Here is an 18726-nt window from a genome sequence, read left to right on the forward strand (position 1 = left end):
GACCTTTGAACTCCGATGTCCCCGAGCCTTCCAGCTTGAGACATGAATGGTTCACCTTGCGAAATCGACCGTCGAGATCACCCAGTCCCATGTTCTGAGCGACGAAACGTGGAAACTCCGAGAGCCCGCGGCAGACGGTCGGAGAACACGCAACGCACAGATCGCAACCCCCGGAAGAGCGCGGCCTTCCGCCGCCATCGCGGTGCCGGACCCCAGAATCCGCTGATACTTAGATAGTCGCACGGAATGCATTCGGATTCATGCTACGTCGCTCTTGCCGCATCTGTCGTAAGCCGCGGTACTGCCACTGGCGCTTCGGAAACTTCGCAGCGAGTGCGCGAACTAGTCCAACGTATTTGGCCACATGCGGAGTATGTCCATCTGGCAAAAGCGTGACAAATCCGGGCCCGTCCTCTGGCACGTATGGGCAACAGCACATGAGGGATAGAAACTCTGGCCATCGATTGTCGTGATTGCGTAGGTCGTGAACAGCGCTGAAAGTGATTGCAGCCGCGATGTCGGCAATCTGCACCCCCGGTTCCTGGGCGGAGTCAACCCAGCGCAATCCTTCACCGACGAGTAGTCGCATGTCTATGCCTGCCTCTGTATCGAAGCGTTGTACGAAGGGGTGATCCGCTGTGTGGACTTGTTTAATGAGCGTCAATGGACTGCTGGCGCTCCAAGCTGTCAGCCACGACAAGAGCATCACCTTGAATACTTGTTTCTCCCTGCCAGTTGGGTTCTTCGTCAGTCGATCAATCAGGATGTCAACCGTTGACCAGCAATCGCGGTAGGGTGGCTCGGAGAGATACAGCACTGCGTGATGGACGCACTCTTGTATGGACTCGGTGTATAGCAGCAGTTTCAGCACCTCCTGCGCGCTGAGATTGGCAATCTGACGCGAAAGCGTCAACACTTCGTCACGCATCGTTTGGTGAACGCAGATGGCTGCATGTTCTCGAAGGGACTTCGATAGATGCAATGGCAACTCTTCGGCATGACCAGCCAGGTCCGACAAGTCGGCTGTAACCGGCAGGATCATCACACCGGGCACACTGCCCAGTATGTCTGCGAACCGAGCACGGTTGGCACTGGAAAGTCGCGAACCCTTCGGCTCACCGCTGCCATTGCGTTCGGATTTGTCGAGTCCACTTACAAATCGCGCAAACTGCTCGAGTAGTGCTTGTTCGCGTATCTCTGGCACAACCACGCCGACCACAACCGCCGCTGAATGATCGTCGGCGGATTTCGGAACCTGGAAGGAGCCGGATTCGTCGATGAAGATGCGCATTGGGCTCTGATTCTATCGTTGACATGACACGCAGCGGAGAACCACGGCGCCCAGCTGGCCTATTCGTGGGCTGCCAATTCCTGCTTACCGCTCGAATCTGATTGTGGTGGAAGCACGTCACCCGAACACCGTTGCGCCACCTCACCGAGCGCAACAGTCGGTGTTGTGCTCCCTTTGAGGGCAACCGGTGATGCGAAATGGGCAAGCCGCCCTGCCCTGAGCATGGCGTACCTTCGTCATGTGTGTCCGCAGTGCGAGCACTTTGCTCCATTCCAGCCATGTACGAATCCGCATCTTGGGCAACGCGTCTCGTCCTCCGACGAGGCGAATGCTTGAAAGTCGCTCGACTCCAAGTTCGACGCTGACGTCTTGCGTTGAGCGTCAAGTTTAGCTTGCTCCCACTGCTCGTTAAGCCAGTTGACGCCGCGCGCCGTGGATTGCATCGTCTTCTGCGTCTGGCTTCGAAACGACTCCTGTTTCAATCGCTCAGATCCCGAAACGGCGCCTGCGGCCTGCTTGCCTGCCCAGATCAGAGAGGCGACGATGATGACGACACCGAAGAAAATGAGACGAGCCATAGCGAGTCTCCCACGACCTCGAGAATACCATCAGGCGGTACGCCGATGCCAGACGATTCTAGCCCAATGCAGTGGATCGGGTGGGGAGCTGGAGCAGTGGCCCTCTACCTCGTGGTGTCGAACACGCTCTATCTCATTATCGGGGCGAGGCTTCTACAACTACTTCCCGGGGTCAACGTCAATGGGTTTCGGGGCACAATCCGCCTCGCACTGCTCCTCGTGATCACGATTGCCGCCACGGCGTGGTGGTTGTTCAAGTGGCCGCTGGTCCGGATTGCACGACGCCAACCAACGCCTTGGAGGGTCGAACTCGTGAGTCGCATTTGCATCGCGGCGAGAGTCTCGAATCGCGTTTTGGACATTGTCGCGCGAAGAGCCACTGCTCGATAGCAACACTGCAATTCGCGAGTTACCAATGCCGCGCCATCAAAAGCGCGCCGTCGCCGCGCCCGTGAAGAAGTCGGTACTGGTATGGACTTGTACAGTTGTTTGTCCATCTGCGACGTCCATGGGATTTGCTCCTACTCGTGCTCATGCCGGCGTGAACGCGAGGAAAGCATGCTCATCGGACGCCTCCTTCGCACGAGGGAATCGCTGACTCCATCCACCGCAAATGGCGGCCGCAGCCTCTGAGACGAACGGCCAGCCAGGCGACAGCATGCTGTGACGCTGCTGCAGCCTACCAGCGCGCCCGTGCGATGTGCCGGACGACGAGCCACGATCTCGAAAGCCTGGCGGAGATGACACGGCGCCAGTGCGCGAACACCGTTGCGCCCGCTCATCGAGCGCAACAGTGGGGGTTGCGCTCCCTGTAGGGGAGACAACCCCCTCATAACCCCGTACCCTGCGAAACAGAGACTCGGAGAGACTTTTGGCCCGAACCGGCGCTTTTGCCGACCCGGGCCGCGCCCATCGGTTATGACCTCAGCGCGAGCGGAGACACGGCCCGACATCGCTCCCTTCGCCAAGTCCTTGCACAACAGTGGCCTGCAAACGCAAACGCCGCCGAGGTCTCTCGGCGGCGATTCCATTAAACCACAGGGCCGGCTGCATTTGCAACCGGCCCTTCAATAGAGGGGGCGCAACACTCTTCGCAACAGGGCGAGAGCGGAAAAGAGACACGCGCGGCGGGCGGCGGTTTCCAAAGTTGCAAATGGCACTTCCGCTATGGCAGAACAGGCTGGTTCATGGCGTTCGCCGAGCGTCTCGCTTCGGTGCTCAGGGTCGCTCCGGACTCCGATTTGAGCCGGCCCAGGGCTCGGGCGCGGGCTAACCCGTCGCCATATCTCGTGCTCCTTTCTGGGGATCACTGACCGTGCCGAAAGTAAAGCCACATCTGCCATGCCGCCCACGCCGTTATGAAGATGCAAGCGGTGAACGAAATGGGGTTCAGATGCAGGTGCCGATAGATGCGGTACTCGCGAATGATCCAGAGTGCCCAGGCGCCATCGACGATGATCGCTGCGCTCGCGATCGAAAGCACCTTCCATCTAGGCGGCGCGGGATCTGCTGGTCGCCGAAGTGGTTGCTGACGCGGCGGGCGCTTGCGTCGTCGTCGTGACTTTCTGCGATACGACATCATGGCGCGGCTCGTGCAATCTTCGAAGTCCGTGGGGCGAGCCCATCTGCTGGCCAAGCGCTCAGTCTGTCCCGCTCGGCGGCTCGGGGGGTCGATCCTGTCTGTTCGATTCGCTCGGCGCGCCCGGCAATGGCGGAGAAGGGCCCTTCGCGGCGGAGGGTGGCTCGACGACCGCGGCGTTCACTTCGAGCGGACCTTCATGCGGCCCTTCCCACGGTTGCGAAACGGGCAGCGGGCGGCCGGTCGGATCCCAGCCGGTGAAGATGCGGTAGAGTGCGGGGAGGACGAGCAGCGTGAGCAGCGTGCTGGACGTCAGGCCGCCGATCACGACGGTGGCCAGGGGCTTCTGCACCTCCGCGCCGGTGCCAGTCGCCAGAGCCATTGGGACGAATCCGAGCGAGGCGACCAGCGCGGTCATCAGCACGGGGCGCAGTCGCGTCAGACACCCTCGGACGATTGCTGCGTCACGCGCCAGTCCTTCAGCGCGGAGTTGGTTGATAAACGTGACCATGACCAGTCCATTGAGCACGGCCACGCCGGAGAGGGCGATGAAACCGACGGCTGCGGATATGGAAAATGGCATTCCGCGCAACCAGAGCGCCACGATGCCGCCCGTGAGGCCGAGGGGGACGGCGCTAAAGACCAGGAGGGCATACTTGACGCTCTTGAAGGTCGAGAAGAGCAGCAGGAAGATCAGGAAGAAGCAGATCGGCACGACGATGGTCAGCCGCTGCTTGGCTGCGACGAGATTCTCATACTGGCCGCCCCAGTCGAGCCAGCCGCCTGGAGGAAGCGGCACGTTTGCAACCTGTGCCTGTGCCTCCTTGACGAACGAGCCGAGGTCGCGGCCGCGCACATTGCATTGCACGACGATGCGGCGCTTTCCGTTCTCGCGACTGATCTGGTTGGTCCCTTCGGCCACCTCGATGGCGGCGACATGGCCCAAGGGAATGAAACCCGTCTCCTCATGATCGACGCCATTCAACCCGCCCGTGGCGCTTGCGAGTTGTATTGTCTGCGCCGGCTCCGGACCACGGGGGAGAGGGATGGGCAGACGGTCGAGCACATCAATTCGACCGCGGAGCGCATCGGGCAGGCGCACGACCAGATCGAACCTTCGATCACCTTCGAACACGAGACCGGCCTCGGCCCCGCCCATCGCCACGGCGACGACGGCATGCACATCGGCGACGCTCAAGCCGTAGCGGGCGATGGCTGACCGATCGATGTCAACGGTCATAACGGGCAGACCCTCGGTCTGCTCGACTTTGGCGTCGGCAGCGCCGGGAATGGACTGAAGCACTTCGAGTATCACCTGAGCGGTCTCCTGCATCGTGTCGAAATCGTCGCCGTAGACCTTGACCGCAACATCGCCTCGCACGCCGGCGATGAGCTCGTTGAATCGCATCTGGATCGGTTGAGTGAACTCGTAGTTCTGGCCGGGAAGCAGCGAGGTTTCGGTTTGGATCAGCTCGAGCAGGGCACCCTTGTGTCCTTTCAAGTTCGGGCCCTCCTCTTCGTGTGTCCCTTCGCCATCCTCCTGCGCGTGGCCAGCCACTCCCATCCGCTGGATTTCTTCCTTCCTCTCCGCGGCCAGCCGTCGGAGCTCTGGTTCGCTGCGCCACTCCTCCTGCGGTTTGAAGATGACGAAGGTGTCGCTGATGTTCGGCGGCATAGGGTCGGCGGCCAGCTCGGCTGTGCCGGTCTTGGAGAAGACAAAGGCAACCTCCGGGAATTGCGCCAGCGTCTGCTCGAGTTGGAATTGCATGTCTTGCGACATCGACAGGGAAGTACTCGGCATTCGAAGGGCTTGAAGCGCCAAGTCCTTCTCGTCGAGCGTTGGCACAAACTCCTGCCCGAGTCGAGTGAAGAGGACCGCTGAAGCGGTGAACGCCACCACCGCAGTCGCGACGACGAGCCAGCGAAGGCGCATCGCCCACGCCAGGACCGGCTGGTAGACCGCCTTGGCCCAGCGAATGAGAAACATCTCCTTCTCCTGCACTCGCCCCCGGATCAGGATGGCCACCATCGCCGGCACGAACGTGAGAGAAAGGATGAAGGCACTCGCCAGGGCGAAGATGACCGTCAGCGCCATGGGCCGGAACATCTTGCCTTCGACGCCGGTAAGGGCGAGGATCGGAATGTACACGGTGATGATGATCGCCTGGCCGTACACCGATGGCTGGATCATCTCTTTGGCGGCCACCATGACCTCGTGCAGCCGCTCCTGAAGGGTGAGCAATCGACCTTCGTGATGCTGCCGTTCGGCCAGGCGACGAAGGCAGTTCTCGACAATGATGACCGCACCATCGACGATGAGGCCGAAGTCGATCGCGCCCAGCGACATCAGGTTTCCGCTGACGTTGTTCTGAACCATGCCGGTGGCTGCCATGAGCATCGAAAGCGGAATGGCGAGCGCGCAGATGATCGCGGCGCGGAAGTTGCCCAGAAGCAGGAGCAGCACGACGATGACGAGAATGGCGCCCTCAATAAGGTTCTTCTGAACGGTGTAGATCGTCGCATCGACGAGTTTGGTTCGGTTGAGCACGGGCTGCACGACGATGCCCGGCGGAAGACTGCGGCTGACCTCGGCCATCTTGGCGTCAACGGCGGCGGCGACCGTGCGGCTGTTGGCGCCGATAAGCATGATCGCCGTCCCGACCACGACCTCTTCGCCGTTCTCGCTGGCCGACCCCGTCCGGAGTTCCCTTCCGATCGCGACGCCACCGGGGACGGCAATGTCGCGGATATAGATCGGCACGCCATTGCGCGTCCCGACGACGACCGATTCCAACTGCTCGATGGTCTCGATTCGACCGGTGGCGCGCACGAGGTATGACTCGCCCTTGTGCTCAACGTACCCGGCGCCGGTCGAGACGTTATTCCGCTCGATCGCTTCAATGACCTCGGCGAAACTCAATCCATAGGACACAAGCCTCATCGGATCAGGCTGCACGTGGTACTGCTTGACGTAACCGCCGATGGCGTCGACGCCCGCGACGTCCTTCACGCTCTTGAGCTGCGGCCGAATGATCCAATCCTGCACCTCGCGGAGATAGGAAGATCGCTCCAGGTCGTTGGCGAGGCGGCGGTTCTCCGGCGTCAGGTAGGAACCGTCACTCTGCCAGCCGGGCTGACCATCTGACACCGGGGCGCCCTGCCCGTGCGGATGTTCGTAGGCGACGGTCCACATGTAAACCTCGCCCAGACCGGTGGCGATCGGCCCCATCACCGGCTCGACGCCCTCAGGCAGCGACTCCTTGGCTTCACCAAGCCGTTCGGTCACCTGCTGGCGCGCGAAGTAGATGTTGAGGTCGTCATCGAACACCGCCGTGACCTGGGAAAAGCCGTTGCGTGAGAGCGAACGAGTTGATTGCAAACCTGGAATCCCGGCCAGGGCGTTCTCAATGGGGAACGTCACCTGCTTCTCCACCTCGATAGGAGAGAGTGACGGCGCCATCGCGTTGATCTGGACCTGGTTGTTGGTAATGTCCGGAACGGCGTCGATCGGAAGCCGCTTGAGCGAGAATAGGCCGACGGCCGCGACGAGGGACGTAAGCAGCAGGATGAGCCAGCGGTTCTTGATGGAGAAGTGCAGGACCGATTCGAGCATGACAGGGACTCCGATAGGGGCCGGTCGCGGCGGCGAAGGTGGACCAGTGACGAGGGGTACGAATCAGTGTTCGTGAGCAGCGCTGCCCTTGCCCAACTCGGCTTTGAGGATGAAACTTCCGGCGACAACGAACTCCTCGCCCTCGTGAAGGCCAGAGCGGATCGGCACAAGCCCGCCGACGGTCTTCCCGATGCTCACCGCTCGCTTTGCGAAGGTGTTCGGCTCACCGGCGACCGGGACGAACACCGCGGGGCCACCTTCGACGGTCTGAATCGCTTCATCGGGAACTGCGATCACCGCCGCAGGCAAGGTGCCGCCGGGATCGGACGCGACAATCTCGACCTGCGCAAACATGCCCGGCCTGAGTGCAATCTCGGATGCAGGCACTTCGATCCGAACCTGGGCGGTGCGCGTCGTCGAATCGACGAACGGAGATACAAACGCCACCTGTCCCTGATAGGTCAGACTGCCGACGGTTCCGACGGTCACCCATGCCGTCGCTCCGACCTGTACTTCATGCACACGCGCTTCCGGTACATCCGCCAGCACCCAGAGAACCTCGGTGTTCGCGATGACGAGCAGTTTTTCCCGATCGGGTCCGACCAGTTCGCCCAGCGTGACTTCGCGTTCGACGACTTGGCCCGCCAGGGGAGCATGGATGGTGAATCGGGGATCAACTTCACCGCTCCGAATGAGCATTTCCACTTCCGCCTGCTTCATCCCGAGGATGTGAAGGAGATTCTCGGCGGCGGTCGCCGCCGCCTGCGCGGACTGCTGCGCGGCGAGGGCGGCCTTGTACTCGCCCTCTCGCGTCTGCACTTCGGCCAGCGCAATTCCCTCGGACTTCTCGTAGAGTCCTCGCGCCCGGTCCCACGCCGACTTCGCGAGTTCGACCGTCGGAACGATGGTCTGCGCCGCCGTCCGCTTGATGAGGAAGTCACTCTGCGCCTCTCCCAGTTCCGGGCTTTCGACGACGACGAGGTCGTCGCCCGCATCCACGATACTGCCCAGCCGAACCTTTATCTCCACGGCGCGGCCCGAGAGAGGTGAGCCAACATGCGCCATCGCTTCGATGTTGAATCCGACCCGCGCTGGAGCGACGAGAGTGTGCTGGAGGACTCTGGCTTGGGCGCGCTCCACCTTGATGCCGTACCGCTCGATCGCGTCGGGCGCGAGCGTGACCTCATCCACGTGAGCCTCTGACTCCCCTTCCGAATGGGCGTGACCGTCGTCTTCCGCGGGCTCTCCAGCCGCCGTTGCCCCAAGCGGCTCATCATGATCGTGCCCGTCTCCCTCCTGGTGGGCGCCAGTCATCTTGACGGCACTCGTCTCTCCGTGGTCGTGGCCATCCTCCTCCGAGTGCTGATCCCGATCGCATCCGGTGATGGCGACTGCCGCAATGACGAGCATCGCCGCGACGATCGGTGGATTGACCCGCAGGTGCGGCAGACTGATTGATCTCAACGTGCTCATGGTGATGCTCTCCGGGGCAGTGATCTGCCCGAGTGTTTCCGTTACATCCACGCTGCCGCGGTGGATTGGTGCGTAGCGGACTCGCCGCCCTCGTTTCCAATGCCTGTTGCCCCGACGACGCCGGAGCCGCCGACGGCACGCTGCAAGCGGATCTGTGCAAGCGCGGTTTCCCGTTCGATGTCTATCGCCCTGGCCTGCGTGGCCCGAAGATCCTGCTCGGCAAGGAACAGGGGCGTCACATCAGTCTGGCCGGCGCGGTAGGCGTCCTCCGCCTGCTGCCGTCGCTGCTGCTGGAGCGGGATCAACTCCCTGCGGACCCGCTCAAGGTTGGCGGTGTTCGCGGCGAGCGCTTCGTAGGCTCGACGGACCTCTTCAACGACCTGCCGCTTGGCACGGGTGAGATTGTGGCGCACCTCGATCTGCTCGGCACTGAGGCGCGCCCGCCGGGCCTGCCCCATGTCAAACATCGGAAGCGGCAAGGCAAGCGCCGGTCCCGCTGTCCACTCGCCGTCTCGCTCGGCCTCAACGCCCGCCTCTGCGCCCTCCCACGGCAGCAATCGCAGCAACGCCTCCTCATCTCCCAGCGCGGCAAGTTGCCAGCCAATGGCCTGCACCTCGGGTCGATGGAGCAGGGCCACCGCTACCCATCGCGACTCAACATCAGACCGTGGCAGCGGCGCAACCCAGGAGTCCAGCGCCCACGCCGCCGCCCCCGATGGCTCGCCGACGAGTCGCGCCAGTCTCAGGCGCTCCTGACGCTGTCGAAGGCGGGCGTCAGCGATCTCCACCTCCAGTTCCACGCGCTGCGCCTCGAGTGTGGTCAGGTCGCCTCGAATGCCCTCTCCGGCTTCCAGTCGGTCGCGCGCCACTCCGACCAACTTCCGAAGCAGGTCGAGTCGAGTTTCCAGGATCGGAAGGAGCCGATCGGTCGCCTGCGCCGCCACATATGCTTCCTGCACCTCCGACGCCACGTCCAGCGCAACCGTCACCGCATCGGCCGCTGTTTGGCGCAGGCGATTGTCCGCGGCGCTGGAGCGGCGCGGAATCTGCAGCGCGGCGATGAAGTCCTGCGCGAGCGAGGCCTCGATGACCGGTGACCCGGCGCCCCACCTCAGCGCGATGTTGAGGACCGGGTTGGGCAGGAGTCGCGCCTGATCGGCGTCGGCCAGCGCGATGCGCACCCTCGCCAGCGCCGCCTGAAGACCCGGATCGGTCGTGACGGCTCGCTCTACGGCCTGACCGAGCGTGAGGGTGTCGGCCGATACCGGTTCGTCCAGCGGACCGCCTTCGACCGTGAACCGAACGATGACCTCCAGTCCGGTCGCCGCCGCTACAGCCTGCTCCGCTATGGGGTCAGGCGGGGCGGTCGTCTGGCACCCGATCAGGAATGGAAGTATCAGCGCGGGGACGGCAGCGCGGAGTGCCCCACGGCACGACCGGCGCGGAGGATGCAGATGTTCGAACATGGTGTTCCTCGTAAGCGCATCGAGAGGGACTGGACGGAACCGGCGACGCATCGGCGTGCGCGCAGTCCACGAACCAACGCCACAACGGCTCAACGGCAGTCGCCGTCAAGCGTGGGCGAAGAAGTCTCTGGCGCTAGACGAGGAGGATGACAGATCGGAGCCGGACGATGGAATCGGGCGGATGTGCCGACGAGAATCTCAGTCTCGTGCGCGGCCGAGTCCTGACCTGATCGGTGTCGCGGACAACCGTGGCCGCGAGAAGTGAAGGGACGATCGCTGGCAGAACGTCTGCGCGTGGAGCGATCTGAGCGCCGGCGCCGTCAACACTGAGCGGGGTGTCCTCGCAGGGGTGCGGCCCGCACGGATCGCCTTCACTCGTCGGGTCGCCGATGACGGCGGCGGAGCGGCATTCGCCTGCACCGACCTTCACGCAGCCCAACTCCACGCGTGTGCCGCCGTGAACATCCGAACAGAGCACGAGGCCTGCGCGCAATGCCGTACTCCCGAGTCCGAAGGCCAGCAGGCAGGTCCAAACCAATATGGGGACGATGGAGCGTTTCATCGCGAGGGACCGATTGTACACCGAGCACTGGTGTGTGTCCGGGCGGCGAACTGGATGAGTGCCTCCGCAAAGCGGGGCGTTGCCCGGCTCCCCCATCCGGCTGCTCGGGCATCCGTGATGAAGCCGACGTGGGCAGGCTTCGCAGGTGCGTTCCCATCGTCGGCGGGAATACCGCGCTTATTGGGGCGGTTATACTCGCACCTGCGACTTCATGTGGGGTGGTCAGCCTCATCTGCTGCCCAACGGTGGGAAACCGCCGTTAACCACAGTTCCGATGATCGAATCCAGGCTCGTGGATGCGACTTCGATGGTGCCGGGCCGTGGCGTCGCCGCGCGTTCACACTCATCGAACTCCTCGTGGTCATCTCCGTGATCGCTCTGCTCATCGCTTTGCTGCTGCCGGCACTGGCCCGAGCGCGTCACGCCGCGCGGCAGGCGGGCTGCCTGAGCAACCTCAGCCAGATCATGGTCGCGACCGCGATGTACCTCGACGAGCACAATGATCTCATGCCCATCCTCGTCCCGCGCGGCCATGCCCTGCTCGACAACTACAGTCACGGCGGGCGCTACACGATCAGGCCCGAGAGCGCGTGGGACCACCTGTACCTGCCATACGAGCGCCCGCTCAACAGGTATGTTCATCCCGATCAGCCGCGAGGCGATAGGGCCACGCCGCGCCAGGACTTCCTCGATCCGCGACAGTTCAACTATCCGGTCTTTCAGTGCCCGGACGATCTGGCTTACAACTTCACTGAAGACTTCAGCGAGCCGGAACCGACGCAGGGCACGAGCGCGTACTTTCTCGTCGGAACGTCGTACGCCTTCAATGGGACGTGGTATCCCTGCCACGCGTTCTTCTACAACGACGTGGCGGAGCCGATGAACTGGCCGACTGGCGTTCGAGCCTACACCCGCGCGCGATTGCAGATCGCCTCGCAGTTTGTGGCCTATCTCGATGAACCGGGCAACTTCCACGCCGTGTTCCGGACCGCGCCCAACCAGACCCATCACGGCGCCCTTGGCGCCTACTCAATGGCGTTTCTGGACGGGCAGGCCGGTGTCACTCGCTACGATGGCGACCCCTTCGACCCGACTCGCTACGTGCTGTTCCCGGAGCAGAAAAAGCGCGATGAGAATTAGCGTCCATCGCCCGAGTGCCCTCCGTACACCCATGTCGGTCTACCGCTGATCCCCCCGGAGGGCCATGAGACATCAGGTGTCGAACCAAAGCGCCCGGGCGAGTTAGGCGGAAGCGCCGGTCGTGCATCTCGCTACTGCCAACGCTTGATTCGTCCACACCGACACCGGCGCTGTTCCTCTCGGGCATCCGCCAGATCCAGTGCCGTCGCATCGTCGAAGCGGTGCGGGGCGATGTGCGGGCCAGGGGTGTCGGTGACTTCACGGGGGTTCGCTACCGTAGGGGTCGGCGACGGATTCGAGACGGCCGTTGGCGCCGGCGATGCTTCGGGCTCACCGTCTCCGCCGTTCAGAGGCTGTTTCAGAACCTCACAAAGGGCTGGTGGAACGGGCCTCCGTCCCGTGACATTGTACGGGCGAGACGCACGTACCACCGTTGTGAAACAGCCTCTCAGCGAAGTTGGGCACTCCTCCTGGCAGGTCTCGTGTAGATGGAGCGTCACTGTTCCACTCGTCGCGTATGAACGCACGGGGATGTTCGTGAAGACCGGATCGGCGCACAAGCAGTCGCACGAGCCAAGCCCATTCGTGAAGGTCAGGGGGAAGGCGCTGTAGGATGAGAGGTTGCGGGCGTCGAAAGCATGGGTGCCGAGGAAGAGCAGGCCCGTCGCCTGGCCGCCGGCGCCGATCGGGCTCAGCCAGATCGGCAGGATGAACCGCAGGTTCGCGTGGTCGTAGGCCAGGTTGCGGCGATGGGAGCGGGGATCATCTTACGGGTTTGAGGCCCTCTCTCCCGGGCCGCACCCATCCGTCGACCGCGGCCAGAAGGAGCAAGCCATGAGTCGGAGGGAACACTGGGATGCGGTGTACCGCAGCAAGCGCGACGCGGAGCTGAGCTGGTTCCAGGCGATGCCGGTCGTGTCCCTATCGCTGATCGAGGCGATCAGCCCGCCGCCATGCCGCGTGATCGATGTCGGAGGCGGCCAGTCCGCGCTCGCGCGCGAACTGTTGTCGCGCGGAATTGAATCTGTGACGGTACTGGACATCGCCAGCGCCGCCATCGAGCGGGGCCGGGCTCGCCTCGGGCCGGATCACGACTGGGTCAACTGGATCGTGGCCGACGTGCTCGAGGATCCCGAACTCGGAAAGGTCGATCTGTGGCACGATCGCGCGGTGTTCCACTTCCTGACCGAGGCGGAGCAGAGGTGCCGTTACGTCGCGGCCGCCAGCCGCGCGGTAGGCCCGGGTGGTCACGCGATCGTCGCGACCTTCGCGCTCACGGGCCCCGAGATATGCAGCGGCCTGCCGGTGTGCCGTTATGACGCGCGGCGTTTGGCAGTCGAGTTCGGCCCGGCCTTCCGGCTGATTCGTTCGACCGAGGAGGCCCACACCACGCCGTCGGGGAAGACCCAGGACTTCGTGTACGCACTCCTGGCCCGCGAAAGGGTCTGATCGACAACAAGGATGGTCGTTTGCGCGAGCTCTATGAGGCGGCCCGTTGAGGTCCGGGTTGCGCGGCGGCAGATGGCGCACCCTGGCACTCACTGTTTCGCTCGATCCGCTTGCGCACTTGGCGCGAAAGATGTCCCACTACCGCGATGTCGCCGGGTTTGCGTTGAGGCATTGGCACCTGGCTCGATGAGTGCTCGGATGCAGTTGCGCGATCTCCGCGAGCGCAACTGGGGGCCTTGCGCTCGTTCCAGTGGAGCCGACCTCCTCATAGCTCCGGCACAGGTCGAAGAGAGACTCGCCGAGAATCTTGGCGCACCGTGATCGCTTGGGCGGCAAGGAGCGTGGTGTCCGGGAATTGCTCTTGGGAGAGGTGGGATACCCGAAGGGGGTAGATTCCCTGAACCGTCAGGGCGATCGCGTTCTCGTCATTCCCGCCCAGGCGGGAATCCAGTCGCGCTGGACGTACCTGTGTCAATCGCCAAAACCGGTTCGCATGGGCGTTCCAACCTTGCTGGATGCCCGCCTTCGCGGGCATGACGACGAAAACGCGATTGCCCTGCCTGAACCGTCCAATGCCGAGCCGGGTCGGCTCTCCCCTCCTATGCTTCCGAGGCGATGAACACATCTCAAACACTCCGGGTTCTGCTCGCGCTTATGGTGGCGTTCTTGTCGCCCGCATGGTGCTGTTGCCGGATCGCGCAGGCGTCTCACTGTTCAAGCGACCCGATCGAGCGGGCCATCGAAGGTGCGCATCATGATGGTCAGCATGAAGATCGCGAGCGAGTCGTTTGCCATGCGGAGCAATCAAGCAGCCAACAGCCTTGCGACCGAGACGAACCGGGCGACACTGGATGCGGCTGCCAGAGCCACATGGTACAAGCCACCCTTGTCGCGGCCGAGGCCGTGCCTTCCGCACACCTGTTTCACTCTTTCTGTCTGCTGAGCGCGGCCGTTCCGACTGGCCTGATCGACTTCGATCGGGCGGGGTCAGAACACCGCTACAGACCCGCAGATCCAGCATTGGCGGGGAAGGTGCGCGCACAATCTCTCTATGCGCGCCATTGCCTGCTTCTGGTCTAGCCGCGTCCACGCCGCCCGAGTGATGCCCATCGCACAGCCATAAGGGCCGTGCCATGTTCATCCTATTCACCTCGTCGGCGCGACCGCAGCGGCACGCGCCTCACCACACCGCAGTTCGATCACGCTTGCCCGGAAGTACCGTGCAAGGAACGACATTCCCCCAGTCCTCTAAGGAGTACCCATGTTTGCTTGCCCGACATCAACACGAAGTGCATCACGACTCATCGCCACCAGCGCCGTCGCGTTGGCCAGCCTGAGTCTGGCGGCCTCGCCTGTGCTGGCGCAGCACAGCGGCCACAATTCGGTGCCGAACGCCGCTCCCCACACCCAACCCCGGAACGATCCGGCCAAGGAGATCAAGTCCGATCCCTACCCGCTCGACACTTGCCCCGTCTCCGGCGAGAAACTGGGCTCGATGGGGGAATCGATCGTGAAGGTGTACGACGGCCGCGAGGTGCGCTTCTGCTGCGGCGGCTGCGTCAAGAAGTTCGAAGCCGACAAGGAGGGCTACTGGAAAAAAGTTGACGAAGAGATCGTCAAGGCCCAGTTGCCCTTCTACCCGCTGACGGATTGCCCGATCCGGGGCGGCAAACTCGGGTCCATGGGGGAGCCGGTCAACTACGTCTACAACAACCGCCTCGTGCGCTTCTGCTGCGAGGATTGCCTGCCCAAGTTCCTCAATGACCCGAAGCCGACGCTTGCCAAACTCGACGAGGCTGTACTGAAACAGCAGCGCGAGCACTACCCGATCGCCACCTGTCTGGTATCGGGCGAGGCGTTCGGCGGCGACATGGGCGAGCCGATCGATCGCGTGTACAACAACCACCTCGTTCGCTTTTGCTGCAAGGGGTGCATCAAGGATTTTGAGAAGACGCCGGCGAGGTTCCTTGGCATCATTGATGAAGCGTGGAAGAAGCAGGGTGGAATGCCCGGCGAGGCCCACGCGGGGAACAAAGAGGGCCAACACGAGGGCGGGCACGGGGATCGCTGATGACGCGCGGAGGTGTCGAGATGAGAGTTCGATCGCACTGCTCTGCCGCGCTGATCAGCCTGGTGCTGCTCATGCAGGCCGCGATGGGGTCCAGCGCGCTGTGCGCGCTGGACCTCGATCCGGCGCAAACGTCAGATCCGCCTGCAGGCAACGCCATGTGCCCCGTGATCACTGACGAGCCGATCGATCCGGAGATCTACTCTGAGTACCAGGGGCGCCGAGTGTACTTCTGTTGCCAGAAGTGCAAACGCCAGTTTGATCGTGGTCCTGAGCCGTTCATGGTCAACCTCGCGGCGCTTGACGTCGACGTGAACCACGAGCCGCTGAGCGACTCCCCGGTCGGAAGTACCGAGCAACCGGAGCAGCACCTCCATGAGGAGGAGCATGCTGATGACTCGCATGACCTTGATCACGGCACCGGACTCTGGCCGACCCTGAAGTGGATCGGAAAGTTCCATCCCGCAACGGTTCACTTTCCGATCGGGTTGCTCCTCGCGGCGTTCATCGCCGAGTGCCTGTTCATCGCCACGCGCCGCCAGTGGTTTGATGAAGCGGGTCGCTTTTGTCTGTGGGGCGGCGCGATTGGGGCCGTGGTTGCCGCGCTACTTGGCTGGTTGTTCGGCGGCATTCAACTCGTAGACGAGGATTGGCTGCTCACCACTCACCGCTGGGCCGGGAGCGGAACGGCGCTCGTCTCCGTCATCGTGCTGGCGCTGAGCGAACGGCTGAGGTGGCGCCATCCCGGTATGAGCAGGGGATGGCTCCGCATGTCGCTTGCCGCCGTAGCGCTGCTGGCCGCCGCCGCCGGGTACTTTGGTGGAGCGCTCGTCTATGGCCTCAATCACTATTCGTGGTCATCATGATCCAAGGAAGCCTGAAATGCAACCTGCAAGAAACTTGTCTGTCTTCGTCTTGATCGGAATGACGCCGCAACCTGCCGGCGATGAGCAGCAGCCGGGGCACGAGCAAGGCCAGGATGACGCAGCGCAGACTCAGCCGGCCATGAACGGACAGAAGGATGGTGACCATGATTACGCCGCGGGGTCGGAAGAGCACGCGCCCTTCGGTACCGGGAGCGCCGAAGAGGATCACGACCACGCCACGCACGAGCACGGATCCGGCCCGCGTTGGCTGAACTGGTTAGGCCGCTTCCATCCGCCGATGACGACGTTCCCCATCGGCGACCTTATCGCCGGCGCTGTGGCGGAGGCACTGTTGCTGATCAGCCGCCGACCGGAATTCGACCATGTCGCTCGCTACTGCGTCGCCTTCGCGGCGGTGTCGGGGATCGTGGCCGGCATTCTCGGGTGGTTCTTCGCGGGCATCCGGTTCACCGACCCCGAGGCGCTCCTAGGCATCCACCGCTGGCTCGGCACCGTGACCGTGCTCTGGTTAATTGTGCTGTTCTGGGTGAGCGAGCGGGCACGGCGACCTGCGCAGGCATGGGCTAAAGGCTGGTATCACTTCCTCCTGTTCGCCGGAACTGCGCTTGTGCTCACAACGGGTTTTTTCGGCGGCTCGATGGTGTACGGCCTAGACCACTTCGCTCGTTCCTGAACGAACCGCCAAGGTTTATCGAACGCACTCGCACCAACCGGAGGCTCTCATGACCAAACCACTCTTGATCGCGACAATCCTGGCACTGGGCGGCTGCGCCGCGTCGTACACGGAACCGTCGCTTCCCGCCGATCATCCGGCGAGCGTCGCCGCAGAAGAGGCGCCTTTGCCCACACGTTGGACCACGCTGGATCTTGTGGCGGCGGATCCCCTGGGGCCGATGCCAGGCGAGCCCGCGATGGACCATGCCGGCCACGGTGCGGACGAGAAGGCCGCGCCGCCGCAGCCAGAGGCAGGCGAGCACAAACACGAGACGCCGCCCCCTGCGGCGACCGCAGGGGGCGCCGCGCCGGCGGTGTACTCATGCCCCATGCACCCCGAGGTGACCTCGGACAAACCCGATCAGCGCTGTCCCAAGTGCGGCATGAATCTTGAGAAGCATGACGGAGGGAAGCAGCCATGAGATCGAGGTGCCTTCTCGTCGTGCCCTTGGCGTCGACTCTGGCTCTGTCCTCAGGATTGTCAGGGTGCGCGAGCATGAAGCCGGGCCTGGGCTTTGATGACGTGCGGCAGGGCGCAAGCGATCGCACGGGAATGCGCGTCCACTGGAACAATGGGTCGCCCGAGGACAAGGAGGTCGCCGCTGCGGTGAGCGCCATGCTCGAAGAGGAACTGACCGCCGACGAAGCGGCTCAGATCGCGCTGCTCAACAACCGTGAACTCCAGGCTGTGTATGAGGAACTCAATCTCGCGCAGGCGGATTTGGTGCAGGCGGGCCTGCTCCGCAATCCCATACTGAGCGGCGAGGTCCGCTTTGGTGTCAACGAGGCCGGGACGGGTGCGGTCATCGACCTCACGCAGGACTTCGTGAGCCTGCTCTATATGCCGCTTCGCAAGGGACGGGCCGAGGCCGCTTTCGAGGCGGCCAAGCTCCGCGTGACGGCCGCGGTAGTGGATATGGCCGCCGAGGTGCGTGAGGCGTTCTACGAGTATCAGGCGGCGCAGCAGACGCGTGAGATGCGGCAGACCGTAATGGAGGCGACGGCGGCCTCCTACGAACTGGCCAAGCGGCTCCGGGCGGCGGGGAACAACCGCGACCTTGACGTCACGAACGAGCGCGACCTGCACGAGCAGGCCAAGGTCGATCTTGCACTCGCGCAGGAGAATGTTGTGCTCGCGAGGGAGCGGCTCAATGCGCTCATGGGGCTGTGGGGCAAGCAGACGCAGTGGCGCGCGGCATCACGGCTCCCGGCTGTTCCCGATGAAGAGATGATGGCCGAGGGACTTGAACGGCGGGCCATCGAGGCGAGCCTGGATCTCGGCGTCGCCCGCCGTGAGATCGAGATTGCGGCCCGGTCGATCGGTATCGCCAAGCCTTTCGGTTGGCTCACGGACATCGAGGTTGGCGCGGCGGCCGAGCGCGAGGTGGAGGGTGGCTGGTCCGTCGGGCCGTCGCTCTCGCTGCCCGTCCCGCTCTTTGACCAGGGACAGGGAGCGGTCAGCAAGGCGCAGGCCCAACTGAGCCAGGCGCGCGCGCACTACCATGCGCGCGCGGTGGAAGTCCGCTCCCGAGCGCGGGCGGCGCACAGCATTGTGGTTTCCTCACGCGACCGCGCCAGATACTACGAACAGATCATCCTGCCGCTTCGACAGCAGCTCGTGGAGCAGACCCAGCTCCAATACAACGCGATGCAGGTCTCGGCGTTCCAGTTGCTCGAGGCGAAGCGCAACCAGATCGCCGGTGGGGCCGACTACATCGAGTCGCTCCGCGACTACTGGGTCGCCCGCACCAGACTTGAGCAGATTCTGAGCGGACGTCTGACGGCGTTCGAAGGCACCGGGGCGGCGGCGGCCAGCGCCACGCCGCACACCGGGATCGGCGAAGAAGCCGCTCGCCCACTCCAGCACCGCCACACCGGCACCCGCCCCGTCGCCAGTCCCGAGTAA

General features: G+C 63.5%; 13 protein-coding genes. 7 read left to right on the forward strand and 6 right to left on the reverse strand.

Annotated elements, in window-relative coordinates; translation table 11 throughout:
- Positions 1-229: 229 nt before the first annotated feature.
- From IT430_01710 to IT430_01735, 6 genes are all read right to left on the reverse strand, one after another.
- On the reverse strand, positions 230-1291 hold the full coding sequence (locus tag IT430_01710) for a DUF3800 domain-containing protein (protein MCC6906632.1): 1062 nt from the start codon (positions 1289-1291) through the stop codon (positions 230-232).
- 236 nt (positions 1292-1527) lie between these two features.
- Positions 1528-1869: a hypothetical protein gene (locus IT430_01715; protein ID MCC6906633.1), complete on the reverse strand. Its 342-nt coding sequence runs from the start codon at positions 1867-1869 to the stop codon at positions 1528-1530.
- Positions 1870-3175: 1306 nt separating this feature from the next.
- Positions 3176-3451: a hypothetical protein gene (locus IT430_01720; GenBank protein MCC6906634.1), complete on the reverse strand. Its 276-nt coding sequence runs from the start codon at positions 3449-3451 to the stop codon at positions 3176-3178.
- 58 nt (positions 3452-3509) lie between these two features.
- Positions 3510-7061 (reverse strand): CusA/CzcA family heavy metal efflux RND transporter, encoded by a 3552-nt coding sequence (locus IT430_01725; GenBank protein ID MCC6906635.1) that lies wholly within the window; start codon positions 7059-7061, stop codon positions 3510-3512.
- 63 nt (positions 7062-7124) lie between these two features.
- Entirely contained in the window at positions 7125-8534 is a 1410-nt protein-coding gene (locus tag IT430_01730; GenBank protein MCC6906636.1) for an efflux RND transporter periplasmic adaptor subunit, read from the reverse strand.
- A 41-nt stretch (positions 8535-8575) separates the two neighbouring features.
- A complete protein-coding gene (locus IT430_01735; protein ID MCC6906637.1) occupies positions 8576-10000 on the reverse strand; it encodes a TolC family protein in 1425 nt (474 codons plus the stop codon).
- Between the two features lie 679 nt (positions 10001-10679).
- Between IT430_01735 and IT430_01740 the strand changes: the two genes are divergently transcribed.
- The 7 genes from IT430_01740 to IT430_01770 all read left to right on the forward strand — a co-directional run bounded on the left by IT430_01740 (position 10680) and on the right by IT430_01770 (position 18726).
- Positions 10680-11702 (forward strand): DUF1559 domain-containing protein, encoded by a 1023-nt coding sequence (locus tag IT430_01740; GenBank protein MCC6906638.1) that lies wholly within the window; start codon positions 10680-10682, stop codon positions 11700-11702.
- 834 nt (positions 11703-12536) lie between these two features.
- Positions 12537-13151: a class I SAM-dependent methyltransferase gene (locus tag IT430_01745; GenBank protein MCC6906639.1), complete on the forward strand. Its 615-nt coding sequence runs from the start codon at positions 12537-12539 to the stop codon at positions 13149-13151.
- Positions 13152-14412: 1261 nt separating this feature from the next.
- On the forward strand, positions 14413-15222 hold the full coding sequence (locus IT430_01750) for a hypothetical protein (protein ID MCC6906640.1): 810 nt from the start codon (positions 14413-14415) through the stop codon (positions 15220-15222).
- A 20-nt stretch (positions 15223-15242) separates the two neighbouring features.
- Complete coding sequence (locus IT430_01755; GenBank protein ID MCC6906641.1) at positions 15243-16085, forward strand: hypothetical protein; 843 nt, start codon at positions 15243-15245, stop codon at positions 16083-16085.
- A gap of 16 nt (positions 16086-16101) precedes the next feature.
- Positions 16102-16779, forward strand: coding sequence for a hypothetical protein (locus IT430_01760; protein ID MCC6906642.1), 678 nt, complete (start codon positions 16102-16104; stop codon positions 16777-16779).
- Positions 16780-16828: 49 nt separating this feature from the next.
- A complete protein-coding gene (locus IT430_01765) occupies positions 16829-17242 on the forward strand; it encodes a hypothetical protein (protein MCC6906643.1) in 414 nt (137 codons plus the stop codon).
- Positions 17243-17316: 74 nt separating this feature from the next.
- Positions 17317-18726, forward strand: a complete 1410-nt coding sequence (locus IT430_01770; protein ID MCC6906644.1) for a TolC family protein — start codon at positions 17317-17319, stop codon at positions 18724-18726.

Source organism: Phycisphaerales bacterium (assembly GCA_020852515.1).
In the GTDB taxonomy this organism is placed as follows: domain Bacteria; phylum Planctomycetota; class Phycisphaerae; order Phycisphaerales; family UBA5793; genus UBA5793.